We start from the raw sequence: 19,985 nt of genomic DNA, 5'->3' as shown, positions 1-19,985 counted from the left end.
CACGAAAACGGATCACATCAGGCATTGGACGTTAGCTGCCAGTTAACAACAGGCCGGGCATAACGACGGAAAATAAGGTTTTCCCGCTACCGTAAAAACAAGAAAACGTTGGGTATCGTTCAGGCATCTACGTTGGCCATCGCCAGCAACGTAGTGAGGGTTGGTGTGGGACTACCTCCGCGTTTTTCGACCGTAACGGCAAACGCATCGGCCCGGTCGATCTGTCGTCTTAGTTTTTGAATCTGCTGATTAGCCGTGGTGGCATCGAAGACGCCCGCGTCAACGGGTTTACCGCCTACCAGCGACCAAAGCTGATACTGCTGGTCAGGCTGGAGCGCGGGCAATGAGTGGACTTCCACCGCAACTTCCCGTGTTTTAGGGTTCCAGAAAACAAGCATATCGCCATTGGGTGCTTTCTCATTGCCATGCAGGGCCACCGTACGGCTACCCGGCTGACGTAGCAAAGCTAGTAGCTGCTGCTGATCTTTCAGTTGGGTCACTTCTTTCTGAAGCGAGCTATTGGCGTTTTGTAACTTCGCCAGCGAATCCTGGTTGGAGCGAAGACGCGCTAACAGAAAGAACGAAAGAACAAACATTAACAGGCCAACCGAAGCGGCTACAATCCAGGAGGCTTTGAACGTGGGCCGATCTGTTGTGAAATCGACAGGCATAGGACGGATAATTGGCTCTGTCGATTGCTCAAACGTAAGCTCGGCCATGATCCGCGACTTTAAATCCGCAGGCGGTTCAACGCTGTGTAGCAGCGCGTAGTTTTCGAGGGATAAAGCTAACTGATCCAGCTCTTGCTGGATCTCAGGGTAAATAGACGACAAGCACTGAACCTCACGCCGTTCCTGTTCGCTTACTGCGCCCACAACGTAGGATTCTAAAATGCCAGACTCTATATACTCCGTTACATTCATGATTTGAATAATTGTTTTAGTTCCTGCAACGCAGCGCGAATGCGGGTTTTAACCGTCCCTAACGGCAGTTTTAATTCGTCGGCGGCTTCTTCGTGGGTATACCCTCCGAAATAAACCAGGTCAATTAATTCTCTGCGTTCAGGACGTAACTGGCTAACGACTTCCTTAATACCAATATGTTCGGGATTGGGTTGTTCGGTATTATATTGACGATCGACAATATGTACGTTATCTTCGTCGGTTCGGATTGCGTTAGAAGGAGATGGTTGCGTTTTTCTGGCGCGAATGGCGTCTATCGCTGTATTACGGGCTACGTTCAGCATCCACGTAAACAGCCGACCTTTACTAGCGTCGTAGGCGTCTAAGTTTTTCCAGATTTTTACAAAAATATCCTGGACAAGATCCTGGGCTTGCTCCTCATCGCGTACAATACGAAGAACAACACCATAAAGAGCGGGCGAGTATTGGTCGTACAGCCAATGGAAAGCCTGTTCATCGCGCCTGTTCAGCTTCTCGATTAGAACACTTTCCGATACTAAGGATGACTGACGTTTCACATGGATAAGGTTAGATGAGCCAAATATATGGAATTGAAAGTATAATCAAATAAGGATTAAGACGATAAATAGAGCGATTTTGCTAGAATAGATAAGGATTATTCCGGCATTTTGTTAATTAATATTTATTAGGCGGTCTCTTCTAAAATAAGATTCGAACAGAATATGATCCAGGTAGCCCTGCTGATTAATGCCTTCTCTTTTGTATGGCCAGTTTCAGTTAACTGACCATACAAAAAGCAGTTAGCCTGTCTGTTTTACTTCAGCTCAGCCGAAAACGAATACGGGAAGTCGGCAGGCTGAGTGCCCCGTTTTTTATTAGGAGTCGCTGTCATATCGATATCGATAATGGCACCTTGCTGTAGCTCCTGATGACTCAGCCAGTTTTTACTATACTCCTGCCCATTTATTCGCATAACGTTGATATACCGATTCTGGTCGCTGTTGTTTGGTGCATTGATGATAAGTTGTTTGCCATTCTCCAGCGTAGCGGTAACTTTTTGGAATAACGGCGCTCCGGTTACGTACTGATCCGTAGCAGGGCAGACTGGGTAAAATCCCATGGCCGTAAAAACGTACCAGGCTGATGTTTGGCCATTGTCCTCATCACCGCAGTAGCCATCCGGTGTTGGCAGGTAGAGCCGATTCATGACCTCACGAAGCCAGTATTGCGCTTTCCAGGGTTCGCCAGCGTAATTGTACAGGTAAATCATGTGCTGAATGGGTTGGTTGCCATGTGCATACTGGCCCATATTCGCAATCTGCATTTCGCGAATTTCGTGAATCACACTGCCGTAGTAACTTTCGTCATAAACAGGCGGAATCGTAAAAACGGAATCGAGTTTGGTCACAAACTTCTGATTGCCGCCCATTAGCTTTATTAAGCCCTGTACGTCGTGAAAAACCGACCAGGTGTAATGCCAGCTGTTGCCTTCAGTAAAGGCATCTCCCCATTTGAAAGGATTAAACGGCGACTGGAACGTACCGTTCTGGTTTTTACCCCGCATCAGCCCGCTTTGTTTGTCATACAGGTTTCGGTAATTCTGGCAGCGTTTGGCGAATCGATCAATTTCGGCCTGTGGGCGTTTTAAGGCTTTGGCTAGCTGATAAATGGCGAAATCGTCGTACGCGTATTCCAGCGTTCGGGCCGCATTTTCGTTGATCTGTACGTCGTAGGGTACGTAGCCGAGCTTGTTGTAATAGGCCGCTCCCCGACGCCCAACGGCATCCATTGGTCCTTCGTTTTCCGAATTTTTCAGAACCGCTTCGTAGAGCGCATTGATGTCGTAACCACGAAGGCCCTTCAGGTAAGCATCGGCAATGACCGAAGCGGAGTTCGAGCCAATCATCGTGTTACGTAGTCCAGGACTTGCCCATTCCGGGAGCCAGCCGCCTTCTTTATAGGCGTTGGCCAGCCCTTCCTGCATCTGCGTATTGAGCGATGGATACATCAGGTTCAGGAATGGAAACATCGATCGGAACGTATCCCAGAACCCGGTGTCGGTGAACATATAGCCGGGTAATACCTGACCATTATAAGGGCTATAATGAACGACTTTTTTGTTGGCGTCGAGTTCAAAGAATTTGCGCGGAAAAAGCAGCGACCGATACAGGCAGGAGTAGAACGTCTGCCGTTGAGCCAGTGATCCGCCTTCCACCTGAATCCGATTCAGCTCTTTGTTCCAGGCCGCTTTGGCTTTCTGTTTCACTACGTCGAACGTATCGTTGCCCAGTTCTTTCAGATTCTGCTCGGCCTGGTCAAAACTGATAAACGACGACGCCACGCGGGCGTGAACCTGCTCACCTTTGGTCGTTTTAAAACCAACAACTGCCCCGGCATGGTTGGCATTTAATTCCAGCGTGTCTTTCGCAATCGTTTTATCGTGCCAGGTTTGAGCCGATGAGAAGGCCTTGTCGAAATAAATGACAAAGTAATTTTTGAAATTGGCGGGAACGCCACCACTGTTCCGGGTGGTATAGCCGATGATTTTGTGTTCTTTGGGAAGGACTTTGATGTATGAGCCTTTGTCGAACGCATCGATAACAACAAAAGAACTATCGGTTTTGGGGAAGGTAAACCGGAAACTGGCGGCTCGTTCGGTGGGTGCTATTTCGGTCGTAACATCGTGGTCGGCCAGGTAAACGCTATAGTAGTACGCCTTCGCTGTTTCGGCCTTGTGAGAATACCAGCTGGCTCGCTCGTCTTCATCGATCCGTAGTTTACCCGTCATGGGCATGATCGAAAACTGGCCGTAATCGTTCATCCAGGGCGATGGCTGGTGGGTTTGTTTAAAGCCCCGGATTTTGTCGGCTGCGTAGGTATAAGCCCAGCCATTGCCCATTTTGCCGGTCTGTGGCATCCAGAAGTTCATGCCCCAGGGTAGGGCTACAGCCGGATACGTATTACCATTCGATAAGCTGGGTTTTGAGTCGGTACCAATGAGCGGATTGACTAGTTCGATCAGGTCACTGCTGGGTTGTGCGTAAGTGGTAACAGAAAGAATAGTCGCTAGAAACAGGTAAACTAGTTTTTGCATAATGATCAATCAGGACTACGTAACGTCAGGCGAAAGTACAGGAAAATTGTGGGGATGTAGATACGTAGCGGAAGCGGACTATAAACGAAATACCTGCTGGCGGAACGTAGTAAATCTGTTTCGTATGCATCTTTTGAGGCTATGCCCTTACTAATCACTACCCTTGCCATTCTCGTACTGATTGCGTTGATTTCATACGTACGGCTGCACACGTTTCTGGCCTTTCTGCTTGTATCAATGGGCGTCGGGCTGGCGCTTGGCCTGGCTCCGATGGCGATTCTGGATTCGATTCAAAAAGGTATTGGTGGTACGCTCGGTTCGATCATGAGCATTATTGCGCTGGGTGCCATGTTGGGCAAACTGGTAGCAACCAGCGGAGCGGCTCAGCAGATTGCGGTTACAATGATGTCGCTGGTAGGGACAAAGCACGCACGCTGGGCATTCATGGTGACGGGCTTTATCGTAGGTTTGCCTTTATTTTATTCGGTTGGTTTCATGCTGCTGGCTCCGTTGGTCATCACCGTTGCCTATCGCTACAAACTCCCTGCTCTGTACATCGGCCTGCCAATGCTGGCTTCCTTATCGGTAACACAGGGTTACCTGCCTCCACATCCGGCACCACTGGCTATTCTGAAACAGTTCAATGCTGATATGGGTCTGACGCTGTTTTACGGAATTATCGTCTCGATTCCCGCTATTCTTGTTTCGGGCGCTTTGTTTGGATCGACCTTGAAGCGGTACACTACGTTACCGAACAAGGCGTTTATGGCCGACGAGCTGACCGACGATCAAATGCCATCAGTAGCGGTTAGTTTTTTTACGGTTTTGCTACCGATTCTGTTAATTGGATTTAGTACGGTCTTAACGCCGTTCCTACCTGCCGGTTCGGTTATCCAGCAGGTGATTCTGACAATCGGGGAGCCAACGGTCAGTATGTTAGTATCGGTATTGGTGGCAGGCGTTACGTTAGGAACGCAACGGGGAAAATCGATAACCAACGTAACAACGCTGCTTGGGGAGTCGGTAAAAGAAGTGGCCATGTTGTTTCTGATTTTTGGCGGAGCTGGCGCCTTGAAACAAGTACTGACCGACGGTGGCGTAAGCCAGAACATTGCCGATCTGATGAACGGTTCGTCACTGCATCCCTATGTACTGGCCTGGTGCATGGCAGCGGTCATTCGCGTATGCGTTGGGTCTTCGACCGTTTCGGGTATTACAACGGCTGGCTTTATGGTTCCTTTATTGACATCGACCGGCGTTGATCCTAACCTGATGGTGCTGAGTATTGGCGCGGGGAGTATGATGTTCTCGCACGTGAACGACACGGGCTTTTGGCTGTTTCGCGAGTATTTTCAGTTATCGATGGCCGATACATTAAAAACCTGGTCGATTATGGAAACGCTGGTATCAGTAACTGGTCTGGCTGGGGTAATGGCGTTAAGCTTGTTTGTTCATTAGTTCGATCTTGAACTGAACTTTTAACTTTGTCAAAGTTGGTGTTAAAAATGTTTTTAAAAATAATTTTTAACCGTAATCTTTGCCCTGTAAAACTTATACGCTTGGACACTGTATAGTGTCTCAGACAGCGTCTTGGTGTCTGGGATAACAAAGCACGAGGAACGGAAAAAGTATGGAGGGTTCAATTGATAGTTCAACCGAGGAGCGGATCAAGGAAGTAGCACGTAAGATGTTTATGCAGAAAGGCTATGCCGCTACGCGTGTGAAGGACATTGCGGACGAAGCCGGGATGAACATTGCGTTGCTCAATTACTACTTTCGGAGCAAGGAAAAACTGTTCGACATCATCATGGCCGAAAATGTCCAGATGATTGCGGGTTCCATCAAACAGATCATGATGGACCCAGCTACGTCTCTTCAGGCGAAAATAGAGAAAATCGTTACGTTCTATATCGATCTGTTTACGGGCCAGCCCGAACTGCCTCTGTTTGTGTTTCGGGAAGTAACCGCCAATCCGGAGAAACTGGTGGATATTATCGGCAGAAATCAGGTGATGCATTCCTATTTTTTTCAACAACTGCGAGCCGAGCTGGCGACCAATAATGCGCCGATGCATCCTATGCAGATTTTGATGAGCTTAATGAGTCTTGTGGTTATGCCGTTTATCGCCCGGCCACTTGTTCAGGTTATTTCCAGGCAGGAAATTACTGAGTTTTATGGACTCATGCAGGAGCGGAAGCTATTGATTCCTAGGTGGGTGATGTCTATGATAAAGGCTGGCTAAATTTTTTTACTATCCAATTAAAAAAGTTTTTAAAAATAAATTTTAAGTCGCATATGTATCTATGAAACCGCTCCTTATCAGGCTATTTATTCTACTGGTAACGCCGATCAGCGTTTGGGCGCAAACGGTTCAGTCCTTGGCGCTGGAAGACTGCTATACGCTGGCCCGGCAAAACTATCCGTTGATTAAACAACGGTCGTTAATTCAGAAAACCCGCGATTTTTCCGTTGCGAATGCGGCTAAAGGCTATTTGCCGCAGTTGAGTGTATCGGGGCAGGCAACGTATCAGAACCAAACTGTCGATTTTTCGGAAACGGGGCTTGGGGCGATTGTTCCGCCTACTGTTACGTTGCCTAAAATCAGCAAAGATCAATATAAAATTACGGGGCAGATCGATCAGGTGATTTATGATGGCGGAGCCATTCACTACGCGCAGGAAGCCCGGCGCACCGATGCCGATACCCAGGAGCAGAGCCTGGAAGTCAGTCTTTACGCGCTTCGGGGTCGGGTCAATCAATTATTTTTTGGCGTTGCGCTGATTGATGAACAGCTCAAACTAGCTAATCTTCGGAAAGCCGATATTCAGAGCGGGGCCGACAAAATGCAGGGAGCGTTAACTAACGGAACGGCTTTTCGGAGTAGCCTCAACGAACTGAAAGCTGAATTGATCAGAGCCGACCAACTGGCAACGGAATTGAAAGCCGCTCGTCGGGCCTACGTAACGATGCTGGGAGCGCTGATTAATCAGCCGCTGGACGATAACACAGTATTCATCAAGCCACAACCCGTTACGTTGTCTTCCCAAATCAACCGCCCCGAACTCAGCCTTTATGAAAGTCAGAAACGTATCGTTGATATACAGGAAAAGCAACTACGAGTGGCCTATCGTCCTAAAGTCAGTGCGTTTTTTCAGGAAAACTATGGGCGGCCAACGTTCAATATTCTGAATAATTCGTTCGACTTTTTCTGGATTGGCGGTGTTCGGTTTAACTGGGCTTTGAGTAGTTTATATACCACCCGCAAAAACGATGTGCAGTTGCTGGCCATCAGCCGTCAATCAATCGATGTACAACGCGAAACATTTCTGTTCAATACCAATCTGTCGCTCACGCAGCAGCGCGTTGAGGTGCAGAAATATCAGGAATTGATTACGCAGGATAATGAGATCGTCGACTTACGGGCGTCGGTCAAAAACTCGGCTAACGCACAGCTACAGAATGGCGTCATTACGTCGCACGAATACATCAATAAGGTGAATGCCGAGAACGAAGCCCGCCAAAATCTGCTGCTTCATCAGATTCAATGGCTTCAGGCTCAGTATACGCATAACAATACGTCTGGAAATTAACCCGATCCTGTCCCATGAAAGCCTATATCACTATTCTATCCATAGCTGCTTTTTCGGCGCTGTTTTCGTGCCAGAAAAACGAGCCAGACTATGATGCCTCTGGCAACTTTGAAGCCGATGAAGTTATCGTATCGGCGCAGCAAACCGGCCAGATTTTGGCATTTTCACTCAACGAAGGCGACCTGCTGAAGGCGGGCGCTACAGTCGGGCAAATTGACGTAACAACGTCCCGGCTTCAGCAGGAGCAGGTTCGGGCATCGATGCAGGCCCTGCGGGAACGTACCACCAGCGTACGGCCGCAGGTTGAGTTAACGAAGCGCCATCTGATTGTGCAGGAAGCACAGCTAAAACAACTTTTTCATGAGCGGGCACGGACCGAGAATCTGATTCGGGCCGATGCCGCAACGCAGAAACAACTCGATGATCTGAACGCCCAGATCGATCAGTTGCAAAAGCAACTGGACGTAACGCGGCAGCAGATTCGGGTTGCCGAAACCAATAATGCATCGCAGAATCGGGGCGCATTGAGCGAGCAGGGTTCACTCGCTAAAGCGGCCGAGCAGTATGGCGTGCAGGTGCAGAAAGGCCAGATTGTTAATCCCGTAACAGGCACCGTGTTGACTAAATACGCTTTTGCGGGCGAAATGGCTACGATTGGCAAGCCACTCTACCGGATTGCCAATACCGATACGTTACTGCTGCGGGCTTATATCACCGGCGATCAGTTGCCGCAGGTTAAAATCAATCAGGCTGTTACGGTACGGATCGATAACGGGGAGAAGGGCTTTACCGACTATCCCGGTACTATATCCTGGATTTCGAGCAAATCAGAATTTACGCCCAAAACCATTCAGACTAAAAACGAACGGGCTAATCTGGTGTATGCAACCAAGATTCGCGTGAAAAACGACGGTTTTCTGAAAATTGGTATGTATGGCGAAGTGCTGCTGAAGACGCAAAAACCCCAGACAAACTGATCCGTTATGGGCGCTGTAACGCTAACGAACGTAACAAAAACCTACGACGAAGGAAAAGTCCTGGCTGTCGATGACGTTTCCCTGTCGGTAGAGCCGGGTGAGTTATTTGGGCTCATTGGCCCCGACGGAGCCGGAAAGTCGACGTTGTTCCGTATCCTGACAACGGTACTACTGGCCGACAACGGTACCGCTACGGTCGATGGCTATGACGTAGTGAAGGACTACCGGGCTATTCGGAAAACGGTTGGCTATATGCCGGGCCGCTTCTCGCTCTATCAGGATTTAACGGTCGAAGAGAATCTGACATTTTTTGCTACGTTGTTTGGAACAACTATTCGGGAGAATTACGATCTCATCAAAGACATTTACGAACAGATCGAGCCGTTTAAAACGCGTCGGGCGGGTAAACTGTCGGGCGGCATGAAGCAGAAATTAGCGTTGTGCTGTGCGCTCATTCATAAACCGACGGTGTTGTTTCTGGATGAACCAACCACGGGCGTCGACGTTGTGTCGAGACGGGAATTCTGGGCCATGTTGAAGCGGCTGAAACAACAGGGTATTACCATTCTGGTATCGACGCCCTATATGGATGAAGCCGTTCTCTGCGAACGTATCGCCCTGATTCAGACGGGGCAACTCTTGTCGGTCGATACACCCCAAAACATTGTGAACGCTTATGCCGGTCAGTTGTTTGCCGCCAGGGCCGATTCCATTCCACACGCGCTAACCGAAATCCGGCAGTTCGATCCAGTACGTAGCAGTTATGCGTTTGGCGATACCATCCACGTAACGTTTCGGGATGATAATGAACAGAATCAGCAACAGTTGACTCAGTATCTGCAACAGAAAGGGCATACAAACGTAGCCGTAACCGCCATTACGCCAACTATTGAAGATCGGTTTATTCAGCTCATGACGAAAGACACCAGCTCATGAATCAAACACAGGAAAAAGCCATTTCATGCCGCGAACTGACCAAACAGTTCGGTGATTTTGTGGCTGTCAATAAAATCACGTTCGACGTGGAGGCTGGCGAAATTTTTGGCTTTCTGGGGGCCAATGGAGCCGGAAAAACGACGGCTATGCGCATGCTCTGCGGGTTGTCGTACCCAACTTCTGGCCAGGCCAGCGTAGCTAGTTTTGATGTCTACAAACAGCAGGAATCGATTAAGAAAACGATTGGCTATATGAGCCAGAAATTCTCGCTGTATGAGAATCTGACGGTTCTGGAAAACATCGAATTTTTTGGCGGCATCTACGGACTTTCTGATAAAGAGCTGAAGCTGAAAAGCGATGAACTGGTCAGTACGTTGGGGCTTGGGCCAGAAGCCAGGAAACTGGTGGGTAGCCTGCCGCTCGGCTGGAAACAGAAACTCGCGTTTTCGGTCGCGATTATTCACGAGCCCCGAATCGTATTCCTGGACGAACCAACGGGTGGTGTCGATCCGGTTACGCGTCGGCAATTCTGGGATTTGATTTACGCGGCCGCCGACCGGGGCATTACCATTTTTGTGACCACACACTACATGGACGAAGCCGAGTACTGTAACCGCATTTCGATTATGGTCGATGGGAAAGTCGAAGCGCTGGATTCGCCGGGAAACCTGAAGCGCCAGTTCAATACCGATTCGATGGACGATGTTTTTTACCAGTTGGCGCGCGGGGCAAAACGCTCGGCCGACTAACGTAGCAGTTACCGTCATGAAACAACTAGTGGTATTTATACGAAAAGAGTTTTATCACGTCTTCCGGGATCGGCGTACGTTATTGATTCTGTTTGGGCTGCCTACGGCGCAGATTATGTTGTTTGGTTATGCGTTAAGTAGCGAGGTTAAAAACATCAGTCTGGCCATTGTCGATTTTTCGAAGGACGTAGCGTCGCAGCAGATCGTTGGAAAGATTCAATCCAGCACTTATTTTACCATACAGCAATCGACAATGAGTTATGGCGATATGGAGCGTGCTTTTCTGAAAGGAAAAATAAAAGCGGCTCTGGTGTTTCCAACGGATTTCTACGACGATTTGCAGCACGTCAAGAAAGCGCAGATTCAGATCATTACCGACGCGTCGGACCCCAATACGGCCACCACCATCACGAATTATCTGACCCGGATTGTTGGCGATTATCAACAGGAGATGAACCAAAATGCCAGGGTGCCGTATCAGATCGTTACTGAAATGCGAATGCTGTACAACCCCGATATGAACGGCTCGCTGAATTTTATTCCGGGTGTGCTGGCATTAATTCTGATGATCGTTTGTACGACGTTGACGTCTGTTTCGATTGTGCGGGAGAAAGAGTTAGGAACGATGGAAGTGCTGCTGGTATCACCTTTTCAGCCCATTCTGGTATTGATTGCGAAAGCCGTGCCTTATCTGGTATTGTCGCTGCTGGATTTTGTACTGATTCTGGTGCTGGCCGTTTTTGTGCTCCACATGCCCATTCGCGGGAGTGTGTCGTTGTTGTTTGCCGAAAGTACGTTGTTTATCATCTGTTGTCTATCGCTGGGTCTGATGATCTCGAACGTAACGTCGTCGCAGCAGGTCGCCATGCTGGTATCCATGATGGGCATGATGCTGCCAACCATTCTGTTTACGGGCTTTATTTTTCCGCTCGAAAACATGCCAGTGCCGCTTCAAATTATAGCAAACGTAGTTCCGTCGCGCTGGTACTACCTGATTGTAAAGGCCATTATGCTGAAAGGATTAGGACTTGGGGCGGTTTGGAAAGAAACGCTCATCCTGATGGGCATGACGCTGGCGCTGTTGGGAATAAGTCTGAAGAATTTTAAAATCCGGCTGGCATGAGAATCCTGAAGTTTCTGCTGCGTAAGGAATTCCGGCAAATTTTCCGGGACAAGAGTATTCTGGCAATGATCTTTTTGATGCCAACCATCCAACTGATCATTATGCCGCAGGCCGCCAATTTTGATGTGAAGAACGTGAATCTGGCGGTTGTCGATAACGATCATAGTACGTATTCTCAGCGGCTAATTACGAAAGTCAGCTCATCGGGTTATTTTCGTATTGTTGATGCCAGCCCGTCGTTTAAACAGGCGCTACGTAGCGTGGAGGATAACGAAGCCGATCTGATCATGGAAATCCCGGCCGGTTTCGAACGGAATCTGGTGCGCGAAGGCTCGCAAAAACTATCGCTGGCCGTCGATGCCATCAATGGCACCAAAGCAACAATCGGAGGAGCGTATTTGAGCCGGATTATTGGCGATTTTAACAACGACATTCGATTGCAATGGATACAGCCCGGCCGATTCAACGACATGACCGTTATTGACGTTACGTCGTCGAACTGGTTCAATCCGCTGGGCGAGTATTATTTCTTTATGGTGCCCGGTATTCTGGTGCTGTTGCTGACGCTGGTAGGCGGGTTTCTGTCGGCGCTGAACATCGTGCGGGAGAAAGAAATCGGGACAATTGAGCAGATTAACGTAACGCCCATCAAAAAATGGCAGTTTATTCTGGGCAAGATGATTCCGTTCTGGGTATTGGGTATGCTCATTTTCACCATTGGCCTGGCCATTGCCCGGTTTGTTTATGGCATTATTCCCGTCGGAAGTCTTGTTACGTTGTATACGTTTGCGGGTGTGTACATGATCGCGCTACTGGGGTTTGGCCTGTTGATTTCTACCTATAGCGATACGCAGGTTCAGGCCATGTTTGTCGCGTTCTTCTTCATCATGATTTTTATTCTCATGAGCGGTTTGTTCACGTCTGTAGATAGTATGCCGCCCTGGGCCAGAGCCATTGCGTATATGACTCCCGTTACTCATTTTATCGACGTAGTCCGGATGATTGTGTTGAAAGGAAGTGGTTTCGCCGATATTTCGCGCCAACTGCTGTATGAAGTGGGCTTTGCCATCGTCCTGAATGGATGGGCTATACTGAATTATCGGAAAACGAGTTAACGGCCACCCAGCCCTTCCGATAAAAGCAAAAACCCCAACACCTAAAGGGACTTAATCGACAAGTGATTAAATACCTTTAGGTGTTGGGGTTCCTAAACAAAAAACCTGAGTCGTTTACTTAAACATGCTGCCTCCTGCTTTTGGCATCAGCACGACGTTAATGCCGTGTACGACACCGTTGGCCGATTTGTAGTTATCACCTGCATCAATTTGAGCAGAATGGCCCTGATCGTCGGTTAGTTCAATGCTGCCGTTTGGGCCTGTTTTAGCCAGCAACGTACTACCTGCCAGTGTTTGCAGTTCTGCTTTGCCGTTGCCTTCTTTAATTCGACGTTTCAATTCTGCTACGTCTACCTCGCCACGAACAACGTGGTAGGAGAGAAGCTGCTTCAGCGCATCGCGGTTATTGCCTTCCAGCAGGCCATTCTGGGCACTGGCTGGTATTTTTTTGAACGCATTGTTTGATGGGGCAAAAACCGTGTAAGGACCTGTGCCTTTTAGCGTTTCGTCTAGTTCGGATGTTTGCAGTGCATTCTGTAACGTAGTGAAATTGGGCGATGACGAAATAAAATCACCGACGCTGGCGCTACGATTCGTGCTACCGGCTTTCACGGCTGGCATTTCGCTGGAACGCGCTCCCGAAACAGCCTCGCCCGTTCCCGACGTACTGACACTGGTTCCGGATGGCGTTGCGTTCGTATTGGGCGAGTAGCTACTGCCTTCACTGCTGACCGAACTACGAGCCGCCGAATTGTTCTGACCATTGCTTACCTGATCGGCGGGTGTTGGAACCGCTGTTGTGGGGTTACTACCCGCGCCCGTAGGAGCATTGGTTACGTTGTTGCTATTATAATTTGTGGTGTTGCTATTGTTGATGGCCGTTCCATCACTGCTCGAACTCTGCCGATATTGACCGTCCTGTACGCTCGTTGACGTTCCCGGATTCTGGCGGGCATTTTGCTGCATCGCTTTTCGATTCTGTTTCATCGCTTTCCGTTGGCTCCGGGCCGAAGCAGGCGTAGAATCAGGGGCTATAGCGCCAGTAGGATAGGTTGTTGACGTGGCCGTACCGGTGGGTGTTGTCTGTGCCCAGGCAGCTCCCGTTGCCAACACTGCTCCGAGTGTCAGCAAGCTTAGGGTTTGGTTGATTTTCATAACGTTGTGTCTTTGTTGAGCTAGTTTATTACTATGTTTTCAACCCTTTTGCGCGTAAAAAGTTTACTGTCATATATTCGTTGTTTACAGGATGGCCGATAGATTTGCCATCACATCAACCTATTGAGTACTGATCGTTATGCAGTCGATTCTTCCCCTACCAACACAGCCCGTAAAACCCGGAACCAGCACAGGACAGCAGTTCTGGCAATCGTCGGACAAAACAATCGATTCATATTCGCCAGCCGACGGGCAGTTAATTGCTCGAGTACACGTATCAACACGCGCTGATTATGATCGTGTTATTGACACGGCGAAGGCCGCTTTTCTGGAATGGCGTCAGGTTCCGGCTCCGCGTCGGGGCGAAATTGTTCGGCAAATGGGCGAACAGTTCCGCCGGTATAAACGAGAGCTGGGCACGTTAGTTAGTTATGAAATGGGCAAGTCACTTCAGGAAGGACTGGGCGAAGTGCAGGAAATTATCGACATCTGTGATTTTGCCGTGGGCCAATCGCGGCAGTTGTATGGTTTGTCGATGCACTCCGAACGACCCGCTCACCGGATGTTCGAGCAGTGGCATCCATTGGGTGTAGTGGGCATTATTTCGGCCTTTAATTTTCCCGTAGCCGTTTGGTCGTGGAATGCCATGCTGGCCTGGGTATGTGGCGATGTCTGCGTCTGGAAACCTTCGGAAAAAACACCACTCACGGCCCTGGCCTGTCAGCAGATTATTGGTGAGGTGCTACGTAACAACAACGTTCCAGAGGGCGTATCGTGTCTGGTTACGGGTGGACGTGATGCTGGCGAATGGCTGGCGAATGATCCACGGGTTGCGCTCGTATCGGCTACCGGCAGCACACGCATGGGAAAGGCTGTGGCCGAAGCCGTCGCCGGACGATTGGGGAAATATCTGTTAGAATTAGGCGGCAACAACGCTATTATTGTGTCGGAGCATGCCGATCTTGATCTGGCTATTCCGGCGATTGTATTTGGAGCCGTTGGAACAGCGGGGCAACGGTGTACGACCACCCGCCGACTGATTGTGCAGGAGACCATTTATGATGACGTAAAAAATCGACTTAAGAACGCCTATGCGCAGCTACGTATAGGCAGCCCGTTAGACGAATCGTTTCACGTTGGTCCGTTAATCGATCAGCAGGCGGTACACAATTATCAACTGGCCGTGAATGACATTCGGGAGTCGGGCGGGCGGTTCGTCGTTGAACCCGGTGTTGTGGATGGACTCGGTTTCGAGTCGGGCTGCTACGTCCGACCCTGCATTGCAGAAGCTGAAAACCACTGGGCTATAGTTCAGCGGGAAACCTTTGCGCCTATTTTGTATCTGCTTAAATACACGACGCTGGATGACGCTATCGCGCAGCAAAACGGCGTGCCCCAAGGTCTTTCGTCGGCTATCTTCACGTTAAATATGCGTGAAGCTGAGCGGTTTCTGGCCGTTTCTGGTTCCGATTGCGGGATTGCCAACGTGAACATCGGTACGTCGGGCGCCGAAATTGGTGGGGCTTTCGGCGGAGAAAAAGAAACGGGTGGTGGCCGTGAGTCCGGCTCCGATGCCTGGAAAGCCTACATGCGCCGACAAACCAATACGGTTAATTACGGAACGGCCTTGCCGCTGGCACAGGGCATTACGTTCGAGCTTTAGTTTTTTGGACAGGATTAACAAGATTGTCAGGATTATTAAAGAGGCTGTTTAAGCTTTTGCTTTGATAAAATTTTTGTCATTCCGACCGGTCCGCCGGTGCGGCAGGAGGAATCTCAAGTTTGACTGATATGGGGCTCTGAGATTCCTCTGCCGCACCGGCGGACCGGTCGGAATGACAACATAACGCATGAAATTTCCTGTAAAATGAAAAGTTTAAACGGCTTCTAAGTATTAATCGCTCGTATTAATCCTGTCGAAAAGAGACTTTTTAGTCGTTACGTAGTCTTATCGTGTATGATCACGATACGTATTGACGAAAAAGACTCGACGCTGCTAACCGTTTCGTTTGCACAGGACCCGGTTGGTAATGAAGCCATACGTAGCGTGTGGGGGCGCCGGTGGAGTTATACGCGTCGGTGCTGGGTAGTACCAAACACGCGCGACAGTATTGTTCGGATTGGGCAATTATTTGGCCGGGACTATTGCCGTTTCGATGAAGCTGTGGTCCGTTTATACAAACCTGACGTTACTATTGCCGAAATCGAACTGGCCACTAATCCGCCGTGGCCGCCCTTGCGCAAGCGTGCGCAGACAATCGCCCGACTTTCGTTTCGATATTCGCCACCGTTACGCGAGTTTGATAGGCATCCGGTCATTGAATCGCTGACTAATGCGATGCGCCTGTTGCAATACAGTTATAAAACAATCCGCAATTACCGGCAGGCTATGATTGCGTTGCTACGTTATGTAGGCAATGGGCCGCTTGATAAACTGACCAGGCAGGAATACCAGAGCTACTTACTGTTTCTGATTGACAGGAAACGGCTGAGTAGCGCAACTATCAATGTGCATATCAATGCCTGGAAGTTTTATCAGGAAAAAGTATTACAGCGGGAAAAGGAGTTTTATGACATTGCTTATCCGCGGCAGGCCCGGAAATTGCCTACGGTATATAGTGTTGATGAAATAAAAGCTATTTTTAGTGCCACCACCAGTCTGAAATACCGAACACTTTTCAAACTGGTTTATGCAACGGGTTTGCGGCTGAGCGAGGTGGCTCATCTTCGGCTGGCTGACCTTGACCGCGTCCGACGACTTATTACGGTACGTGGGGGAAAGGGAAAGAAAGATCGGGTGGTTATGCTGACCGAAAAAATCGAGGCCATGCTGACCGACTATCTGAAGGCATATAAACCCAACCTATTTTTGTTCGAAAATCCCGAGACTCACGAACCTATCGCTACTCGTACGATTCAATTGGTCTACAGTACTGCTATTCACTCGGCAGGAATTCGGAAACGGGGAGGCATTCATTCGCTTCGACACTCGTTTGCGACACATCTGCTCGAATCAGGAACCGATATTCGGTATATACAGGAATTGCTCGGGCACGAAAGTATCCTGACCACTATGCGATATACACACGTAACGGCCCATAAAATCAGCGAGCTTAAAAGCCCGTTGGATGATCTGTAGGGTCATGTCGACGTAGCATTAGTCGGAGTTGAGAAAGACTGTAAAATCTACTTTTCAACACATAGCCTTGTGTATACCGTTTAACGGTTCGACGTCCTGGTTTTATATCGCCCCGTGGGGTAATCCGGTAGAGTTGTCCGTCGGCATCAAAGAAGTAATTCGGATAGCCCTCAATATCCCAAATCCGGCATACCGAGAGCGGCATATACCGCTTAGTCAATTCAATACTTTTAGTTGAAAAAGTTACAAATATTGATTTATTTCGCAAGGGTCTAGCAAAGATACGTATATGCAAAACACGGAACTGCTTCTTGTTGATTATCAGCTACTTTTAGTTCCGCGACTTTGCGTACTTTATTATGTTGGGTGGATAGAACAGCCAATAACGTAGCGGTGGGCTTCGGTGCGACAAGGGGACCGTCTCAGCAGTCTATTTTGTGGCTCGTTAGCCAGCTTCCGTCGACACGAGAATCGCCCCAGTTGGGGTAGTCAAAAGTGCGTTTGCCACGTAGTGTGCGACAGCAGAAACGCCCCGATTACGAAAACTTTAGGATGAAAAAAGTAGATTCTGGTAGATGGGTAATGTACTTGATAATAGGTGCGCTAATCTTTGTAACAGGCAAACAGATTTACAAAAAAATTATGCTGACAGGTTGCCATAGGGTAACGGTTGCTTTTCCCTATGGCGTTTCAGGAAGCTATAAAACGGGCCATTCATTAAATTTTCGCTACAAGGTTAACGGAGAAAAGTATGAGGCAAGCTGTAGCCTGAAGGGTAGAGTTGATGAACAAAGGGAGCGCAATCTGATGGCGTATAGGCGTTACGTTCGTTTTTCGTGCAAATATCCCAGTTTATCAGAAATTGTGACTGATAAGGAGGTACCAGCTTGGGTGGCTATAATTCCAGCTGCTGGATGGGACAAAGTTCCTGAGTGAATTTTACTGAATAGTTAGCCAAGCGTCGTTGACCGCTCTGCACAGGGCAGTTTCTTGGTGACAGGGGTCACGTCCCGAGGTGAAGCTTGGCAGCCCAACCAAACGGGTGTGTAAAGGTTGCGGGTTGATCCTGTTTAGGGACGTAGCGTCATCCACCATCAACACCCGTTGGTGTTGGGTGGCGAGTCAAAGTATAAGAAAGCGTGTTTGTCGGGTTGTGTTCGACAGTGGGAACGTCCCAAAAGGGTAAGTTTTAAGCTTTGATTTCATTTCGGCGTTCCGGTTGACAGGCTAAACGCCCCGTTTGGTGGGTTTAAATTTGCTTAGTTACGTTCAGCTGACATGTCAAACGCCTGAGTAAATTAGATTTTGGCAACATATCGCATGGTTCAAAAATTATTTGGCCTGTTCAAAAAGCAAGCCCCAGAAGATACACGGGATTATTCAGCAGCCATCTACTTTGCCATTGATAAATATATTGAAGGCAGTGAGGTTGAAGATGAAGAGTTTGTTTACGACGCTATTCGTGAATACGTTGGTGAAGAAAAAGTGACTGACCAAATTTATGTGTTTCTTCCTGTGGCTTTGACACGGGAGTGGCTCAAACATCAGCCTGTCAAGTTGTCCGATACTTATTTGAAAGTCAATGGTAAGGGCAAAGGCAAGGAGATTAAACTAAACAGTATTGCTGTGTACCGCCAAATTGTAACGGTCTTGCAAGAACGTTTACCCATCATGTCCAATGAAGACGTACTGAAAATTTTAGTTAACAGTGCTGAGATGAAAGTGATTAGTCATGCTTTAGATAATGGCAGTAAGTTGGAAAACCTATTAATCTCTCCGCCTGCCAGTGGTGTTTAAGAAGTCAAAATAATAAGGGTTTTTCGCTCCGCGTAGGCAGGTTTCGGGCGACAGGTAGCACGTCCCGAAGGCAGGTATTCAGCCCAACAAAAACGGGTGTGTAAAGGTCAGCGCTACGTTTGTTCAGTCGGGTTTCGCGCCCACCATCAACACCCGTTGGTGTTGGGTGGAAGGTCCAAAAAATGCTTTCGGGGCGGGCTTCGTGCGACACACAGCCCATCCCAGCGGTCAAGTTTTTGGGTCTCCATTTCCGGGTTGCGTGTGACAAAGTGAACGCCCCGACAGCTTAGCCCAAATACGTTAGGTAGGTTCTCGGTGACAGGTTGCACGTCTCGACGGGAGACTTGGGGCTTGCATTTCCGGGTTGCGGTTGACAGTAGGATTGCCCTCGTTGAGTAAGTTTGGGCTTGCGGGGTTGTGCTATAGCGACAAAGGATGCACTGTATTTCGGAAGTTTCTGGTTCGGTAACACAGGCAACAATGTTATAAGTATAAATAGCCCAACCTTGCTTTTAGTTGTTTATTGTCAGCGTTAAAATGAGCGTTTGTGGAAGTTCCTCTTATTACAAGCAAAACAGGAGTTTTAAGCCAAATTTCAACTCATAAATATGCTTTTTCGGAAGGTTATAAGAGTAATTCCGATAAACGTAATAAGTTTATAAGCTGGTTAGAGCATCAATACTTGTACGAAGTAACAGAAGACTCTTTTACTCTCTTACAACCTCTTGAAGCGAAGTCGAACCCTCAATACAAACATTTGCAATCAGTCTATATAACACCCCCTTACGCTAATACTACTAAGATTTCTTCTTATGTCGGCCATCTATTAAGGGGAAACCTATCCTCTTTTTATAAGCAATTCTTAAACTATAACACTTTTGTAGTTGAGGGTTTGAATTTCCCACCCTTCAAACTTCTCAAGGCATTTGAATTTAATATAGAAGTCTTTACTGATGGCGAATTTTTGATTCACTTTTTGCCAATTTCAAAGATTGTTAGTAATACACAATTAACCCCCACTTACTTAAAGAATCTTAAATCTGATTTGATTATTTCAAACGTGGGTGATTTAGAAATTAATGTAATTTCGTTAGATAAATACAAAAGTAAAAAATTCAGATTGCTTGAAGAATTTGAAAAAATTATACAATTAACTTCTGATAGCAAATATGTAGGCACTTTTGATTATCATTTTTTAGCTACTTTTTCACCTGAAATTTTTGCGAAAATTACTGAGTGTACTGTAAAGGAAATAAATAAATCATTGGCTTTCTTGAGAGAAGTCATGCAGAGAATTGATATGCCTGATTTTGTCAAATTTCACAGTCCTAAAGAGTTTACTAAAATTAATTTGAAAATTTATTCTAATCAATCTAACCTTCTGATT

The 19,985-nt window shown here is 47.9% G+C and carries 19 protein-coding genes; 13 read left to right on the top strand and 6 right to left on the bottom strand.

The genetic code is table 11. The annotated features are described in order from the left end of the window. Positions 1-119 precede the first annotated feature (119 nt). The 3 genes from GK108_RS30190 to GK108_RS30180 form a co-directional block, all read right to left on the bottom strand. Entirely contained in the window at positions 120-923 is an 804-nt protein-coding gene (locus GK108_RS30190; RefSeq protein WP_163955328.1) for an anti-sigma factor, read from the bottom strand. Then, entirely contained in the window at positions 920-1,480 is a 561-nt protein-coding gene (locus GK108_RS30185) for an RNA polymerase sigma factor (RefSeq protein WP_163955327.1), read from the bottom strand. The genes GK108_RS30190 and GK108_RS30185 overlap by 4 nt, the downstream gene beginning before the upstream one ends. 257 nt (positions 1,481-1,737) lie before the next feature. Beyond that, positions 1,738-4,017 carry a GH92 family glycosyl hydrolase gene (locus GK108_RS30180; RefSeq protein ID WP_163955326.1) on the bottom strand — a complete coding sequence of 760 codons (2,280 nt, stop codon included), beginning with the start codon at positions 4,015-4,017 and terminating at the stop codon, positions 1,738-1,740. A gap of 141 nt (positions 4,018-4,158) precedes the next feature. Here GK108_RS30180 and GK108_RS30175 point away from each other — a divergent pair, with 141 nt between their 5' ends. The 8 genes from GK108_RS30175 to GK108_RS30140 all read left to right on the top strand — a co-directional run bounded on the left by GK108_RS30175 (position 4,159) and on the right by GK108_RS30140 (position 12,507). After that, the gene (locus tag GK108_RS30175) at positions 4,159-5,475 is read left to right on the top strand and encodes a gluconate:H+ symporter (protein WP_163955325.1); all 1,317 of its coding nucleotides are present in this window, start codon (positions 4,159-4,161) and stop codon (positions 5,473-5,475) included. Between the two features lie 172 nt (positions 5,476-5,647). Continuing rightward, on the top strand, positions 5,648-6,259 hold the full coding sequence (locus tag GK108_RS30170) for a TetR/AcrR family transcriptional regulator (RefSeq protein ID WP_163955324.1): 612 nt from the start codon (positions 5,648-5,650) through the stop codon (positions 6,257-6,259). Between the two features lie 61 nt (positions 6,260-6,320). Further along, on the top strand, positions 6,321-7,607 hold the full coding sequence (locus tag GK108_RS30165) for a TolC family protein (RefSeq protein WP_163955323.1): 1,287 nt from the start codon (positions 6,321-6,323) through the stop codon (positions 7,605-7,607). 14 nt (positions 7,608-7,621) lie between these two features. Continuing rightward, positions 7,622-8,584, top strand: coding sequence for an HlyD family secretion protein (locus tag GK108_RS30160; RefSeq protein ID WP_163955322.1), 963 nt, complete (start codon positions 7,622-7,624; stop codon positions 8,582-8,584). Positions 8,585-8,590: 6 nt separating this feature from the next. Next, positions 8,591-9,520, top strand: coding sequence for an ABC transporter ATP-binding protein (locus GK108_RS30155; protein WP_163955321.1), 930 nt, complete (start codon positions 8,591-8,593; stop codon positions 9,518-9,520). Beyond that, complete coding sequence (locus GK108_RS30150) at positions 9,517-10,269, top strand: ABC transporter ATP-binding protein (protein ID WP_163955320.1); 753 nt, start codon at positions 9,517-9,519, stop codon at positions 10,267-10,269. Before GK108_RS30155 ends, GK108_RS30150 begins: the two co-directional genes overlap by 4 nt. A gap of 16 nt (positions 10,270-10,285) precedes the next feature. Continuing rightward, positions 10,286-11,392, top strand: coding sequence for an ABC transporter permease (locus GK108_RS30145; RefSeq protein WP_163955319.1), 1,107 nt, complete (start codon positions 10,286-10,288; stop codon positions 11,390-11,392). Beyond that, entirely contained in the window at positions 11,389-12,507 is a 1,119-nt protein-coding gene (locus GK108_RS30140) for an ABC transporter permease (RefSeq protein WP_163955318.1), read from the top strand. The genes GK108_RS30145 and GK108_RS30140 overlap by 4 nt, the downstream gene beginning before the upstream one ends. A gap of 114 nt (positions 12,508-12,621) precedes the next feature. Here GK108_RS30140 and GK108_RS30135 read toward each other — a convergent pair whose 3' ends face one another. After that, the gene (locus GK108_RS30135) at positions 12,622-13,662 is read right to left on the bottom strand and encodes a fasciclin domain-containing protein (protein WP_163955317.1); all 1,041 of its coding nucleotides are present in this window, start codon (positions 13,660-13,662) and stop codon (positions 12,622-12,624) included. 139 nt (positions 13,663-13,801) lie between these two features. Between GK108_RS30135 and amaB the strand changes: the two genes are divergently transcribed. Beyond that, the gene (amaB, locus tag GK108_RS30130; RefSeq protein WP_163955316.1) at positions 13,802-15,325 is read left to right on the top strand and encodes an L-piperidine-6-carboxylate dehydrogenase; all 1,524 of its coding nucleotides are present in this window, start codon (positions 13,802-13,804) and stop codon (positions 15,323-15,325) included. Between the two features lie 294 nt (positions 15,326-15,619). Further along, complete coding sequence (locus GK108_RS30125; protein WP_163955315.1) at positions 15,620-16,801, top strand: tyrosine-type recombinase/integrase; 1,182 nt, start codon at positions 15,620-15,622, stop codon at positions 16,799-16,801. On the opposite strand, the gene GK108_RS30120 is transcribed toward GK108_RS30125, so the two are convergent. Further along, on the bottom strand, positions 16,776-17,006 hold the full coding sequence (locus GK108_RS30120) for a hypothetical protein (RefSeq protein WP_163955314.1): 231 nt from the start codon (positions 17,004-17,006) through the stop codon (positions 16,776-16,778). The genes GK108_RS30125 and GK108_RS30120 overlap by 26 nt on opposite strands. A 347-nt stretch (positions 17,007-17,353) precedes the next feature. Between GK108_RS30120 and GK108_RS30115 the strand changes: the two genes are divergently transcribed. Together GK108_RS30115 and GK108_RS30110 are read left to right on the top strand one after the other, a co-directional pair. Further along, complete coding sequence (locus GK108_RS30115; RefSeq protein WP_163955313.1) at positions 17,354-17,737, top strand: hypothetical protein; 384 nt, start codon at positions 17,354-17,356, stop codon at positions 17,735-17,737. Between the two features lie 369 nt (positions 17,738-18,106). After that, the gene (locus tag GK108_RS30110; protein WP_163955312.1) at positions 18,107-18,598 is read left to right on the top strand and encodes a hypothetical protein; all 492 of its coding nucleotides are present in this window, start codon (positions 18,107-18,109) and stop codon (positions 18,596-18,598) included. A gap of 4 nt (positions 18,599-18,602) precedes the next feature. Here GK108_RS30110 and GK108_RS30105 read toward each other — a convergent pair whose 3' ends face one another. Beyond that, positions 18,603-18,809 (bottom strand): hypothetical protein, encoded by a 207-nt coding sequence (locus GK108_RS30105; protein WP_163955311.1) that lies wholly within the window; start codon positions 18,807-18,809, stop codon positions 18,603-18,605. 336 nt (positions 18,810-19,145) lie between these two features. On the opposite strand from GK108_RS30105, the gene GK108_RS30100 reads away from it, so the two are divergent. Beyond that, on the top strand, positions 19,146-19,985 hold an 840-nt coding region (locus tag GK108_RS30100; protein WP_163955310.1), incomplete at its 3' end, for a hypothetical protein.

The organism is Spirosoma terrae (assembly GCF_010435915.1).
GTDB lineage: Bacteria > Bacteroidota > Bacteroidia > Cytophagales > Spirosomataceae > Spirosoma > Spirosoma terrae.
Note: the sequence above shows the minus strand (reverse complement) of the source record. Positions and strands in the feature narration are given on the sequence as shown.

Excerpts from the sequence above, each read along its gene's own strand:
- GK108_RS30180 (WP_163955326.1), bottom strand. The coding sequence starts at position 4,017 with ATGCAAAAACTAGTTTACCTGTTTCTAGCGACTATTCTTTCTGTTACC.
- GK108_RS30135 (WP_163955317.1), bottom strand. The coding sequence starts at position 13,662 with ATGAAAATCAACCAAACCCTAAGCTTGCTGACACTCGGAGCAGTGTTG.
- GK108_RS30125 (WP_163955315.1), top strand. The coding sequence starts at position 15,620 with ATGATCACGATACGTATTGACGAAAAAGACTCGACGCTGCTAACCGTT.
- GK108_RS30190 (WP_163955328.1), bottom strand. The coding sequence starts at position 923 with ATGAATGTAACGGAGTATATAGAGTCTGGCATTTTAGAATCCTACGTT.
- amaB (WP_163955316.1), top strand. The coding sequence starts at position 13,802 with ATGCAGTCGATTCTTCCCCTACCAACACAGCCCGTAAAACCCGGAACC.
- GK108_RS30155 (WP_163955321.1), top strand. The coding sequence starts at position 8,591 with ATGGGCGCTGTAACGCTAACGAACGTAACAAAAACCTACGACGAAGGA.
- GK108_RS30175 (WP_163955325.1), top strand. The coding sequence starts at position 4,159 with ATGCCCTTACTAATCACTACCCTTGCCATTCTCGTACTGATTGCGTTG.
- GK108_RS30170 (WP_163955324.1), top strand. The coding sequence starts at position 5,648 with ATGGAGGGTTCAATTGATAGTTCAACCGAGGAGCGGATCAAGGAAGTA.
- GK108_RS30115 (WP_163955313.1), top strand. The coding sequence starts at position 17,354 with ATGAAAAAAGTAGATTCTGGTAGATGGGTAATGTACTTGATAATAGGT.
- GK108_RS30120 (WP_163955314.1), bottom strand. The coding sequence starts at position 17,006 with ATGCCGCTCTCGGTATGCCGGATTTGGGATATTGAGGGCTATCCGAAT.
- GK108_RS30150 (WP_163955320.1), top strand. The coding sequence starts at position 9,517 with ATGAATCAAACACAGGAAAAAGCCATTTCATGCCGCGAACTGACCAAA.
- GK108_RS30165 (WP_163955323.1), top strand. The coding sequence starts at position 6,321 with ATGAAACCGCTCCTTATCAGGCTATTTATTCTACTGGTAACGCCGATC.
- GK108_RS30145 (WP_163955319.1), top strand. The coding sequence starts at position 10,286 with ATGAAACAACTAGTGGTATTTATACGAAAAGAGTTTTATCACGTCTTC.
- GK108_RS30140 (WP_163955318.1), top strand. The coding sequence starts at position 11,389 with ATGAGAATCCTGAAGTTTCTGCTGCGTAAGGAATTCCGGCAAATTTTC.
- GK108_RS30160 (WP_163955322.1), top strand. The coding sequence starts at position 7,622 with ATGAAAGCCTATATCACTATTCTATCCATAGCTGCTTTTTCGGCGCTG.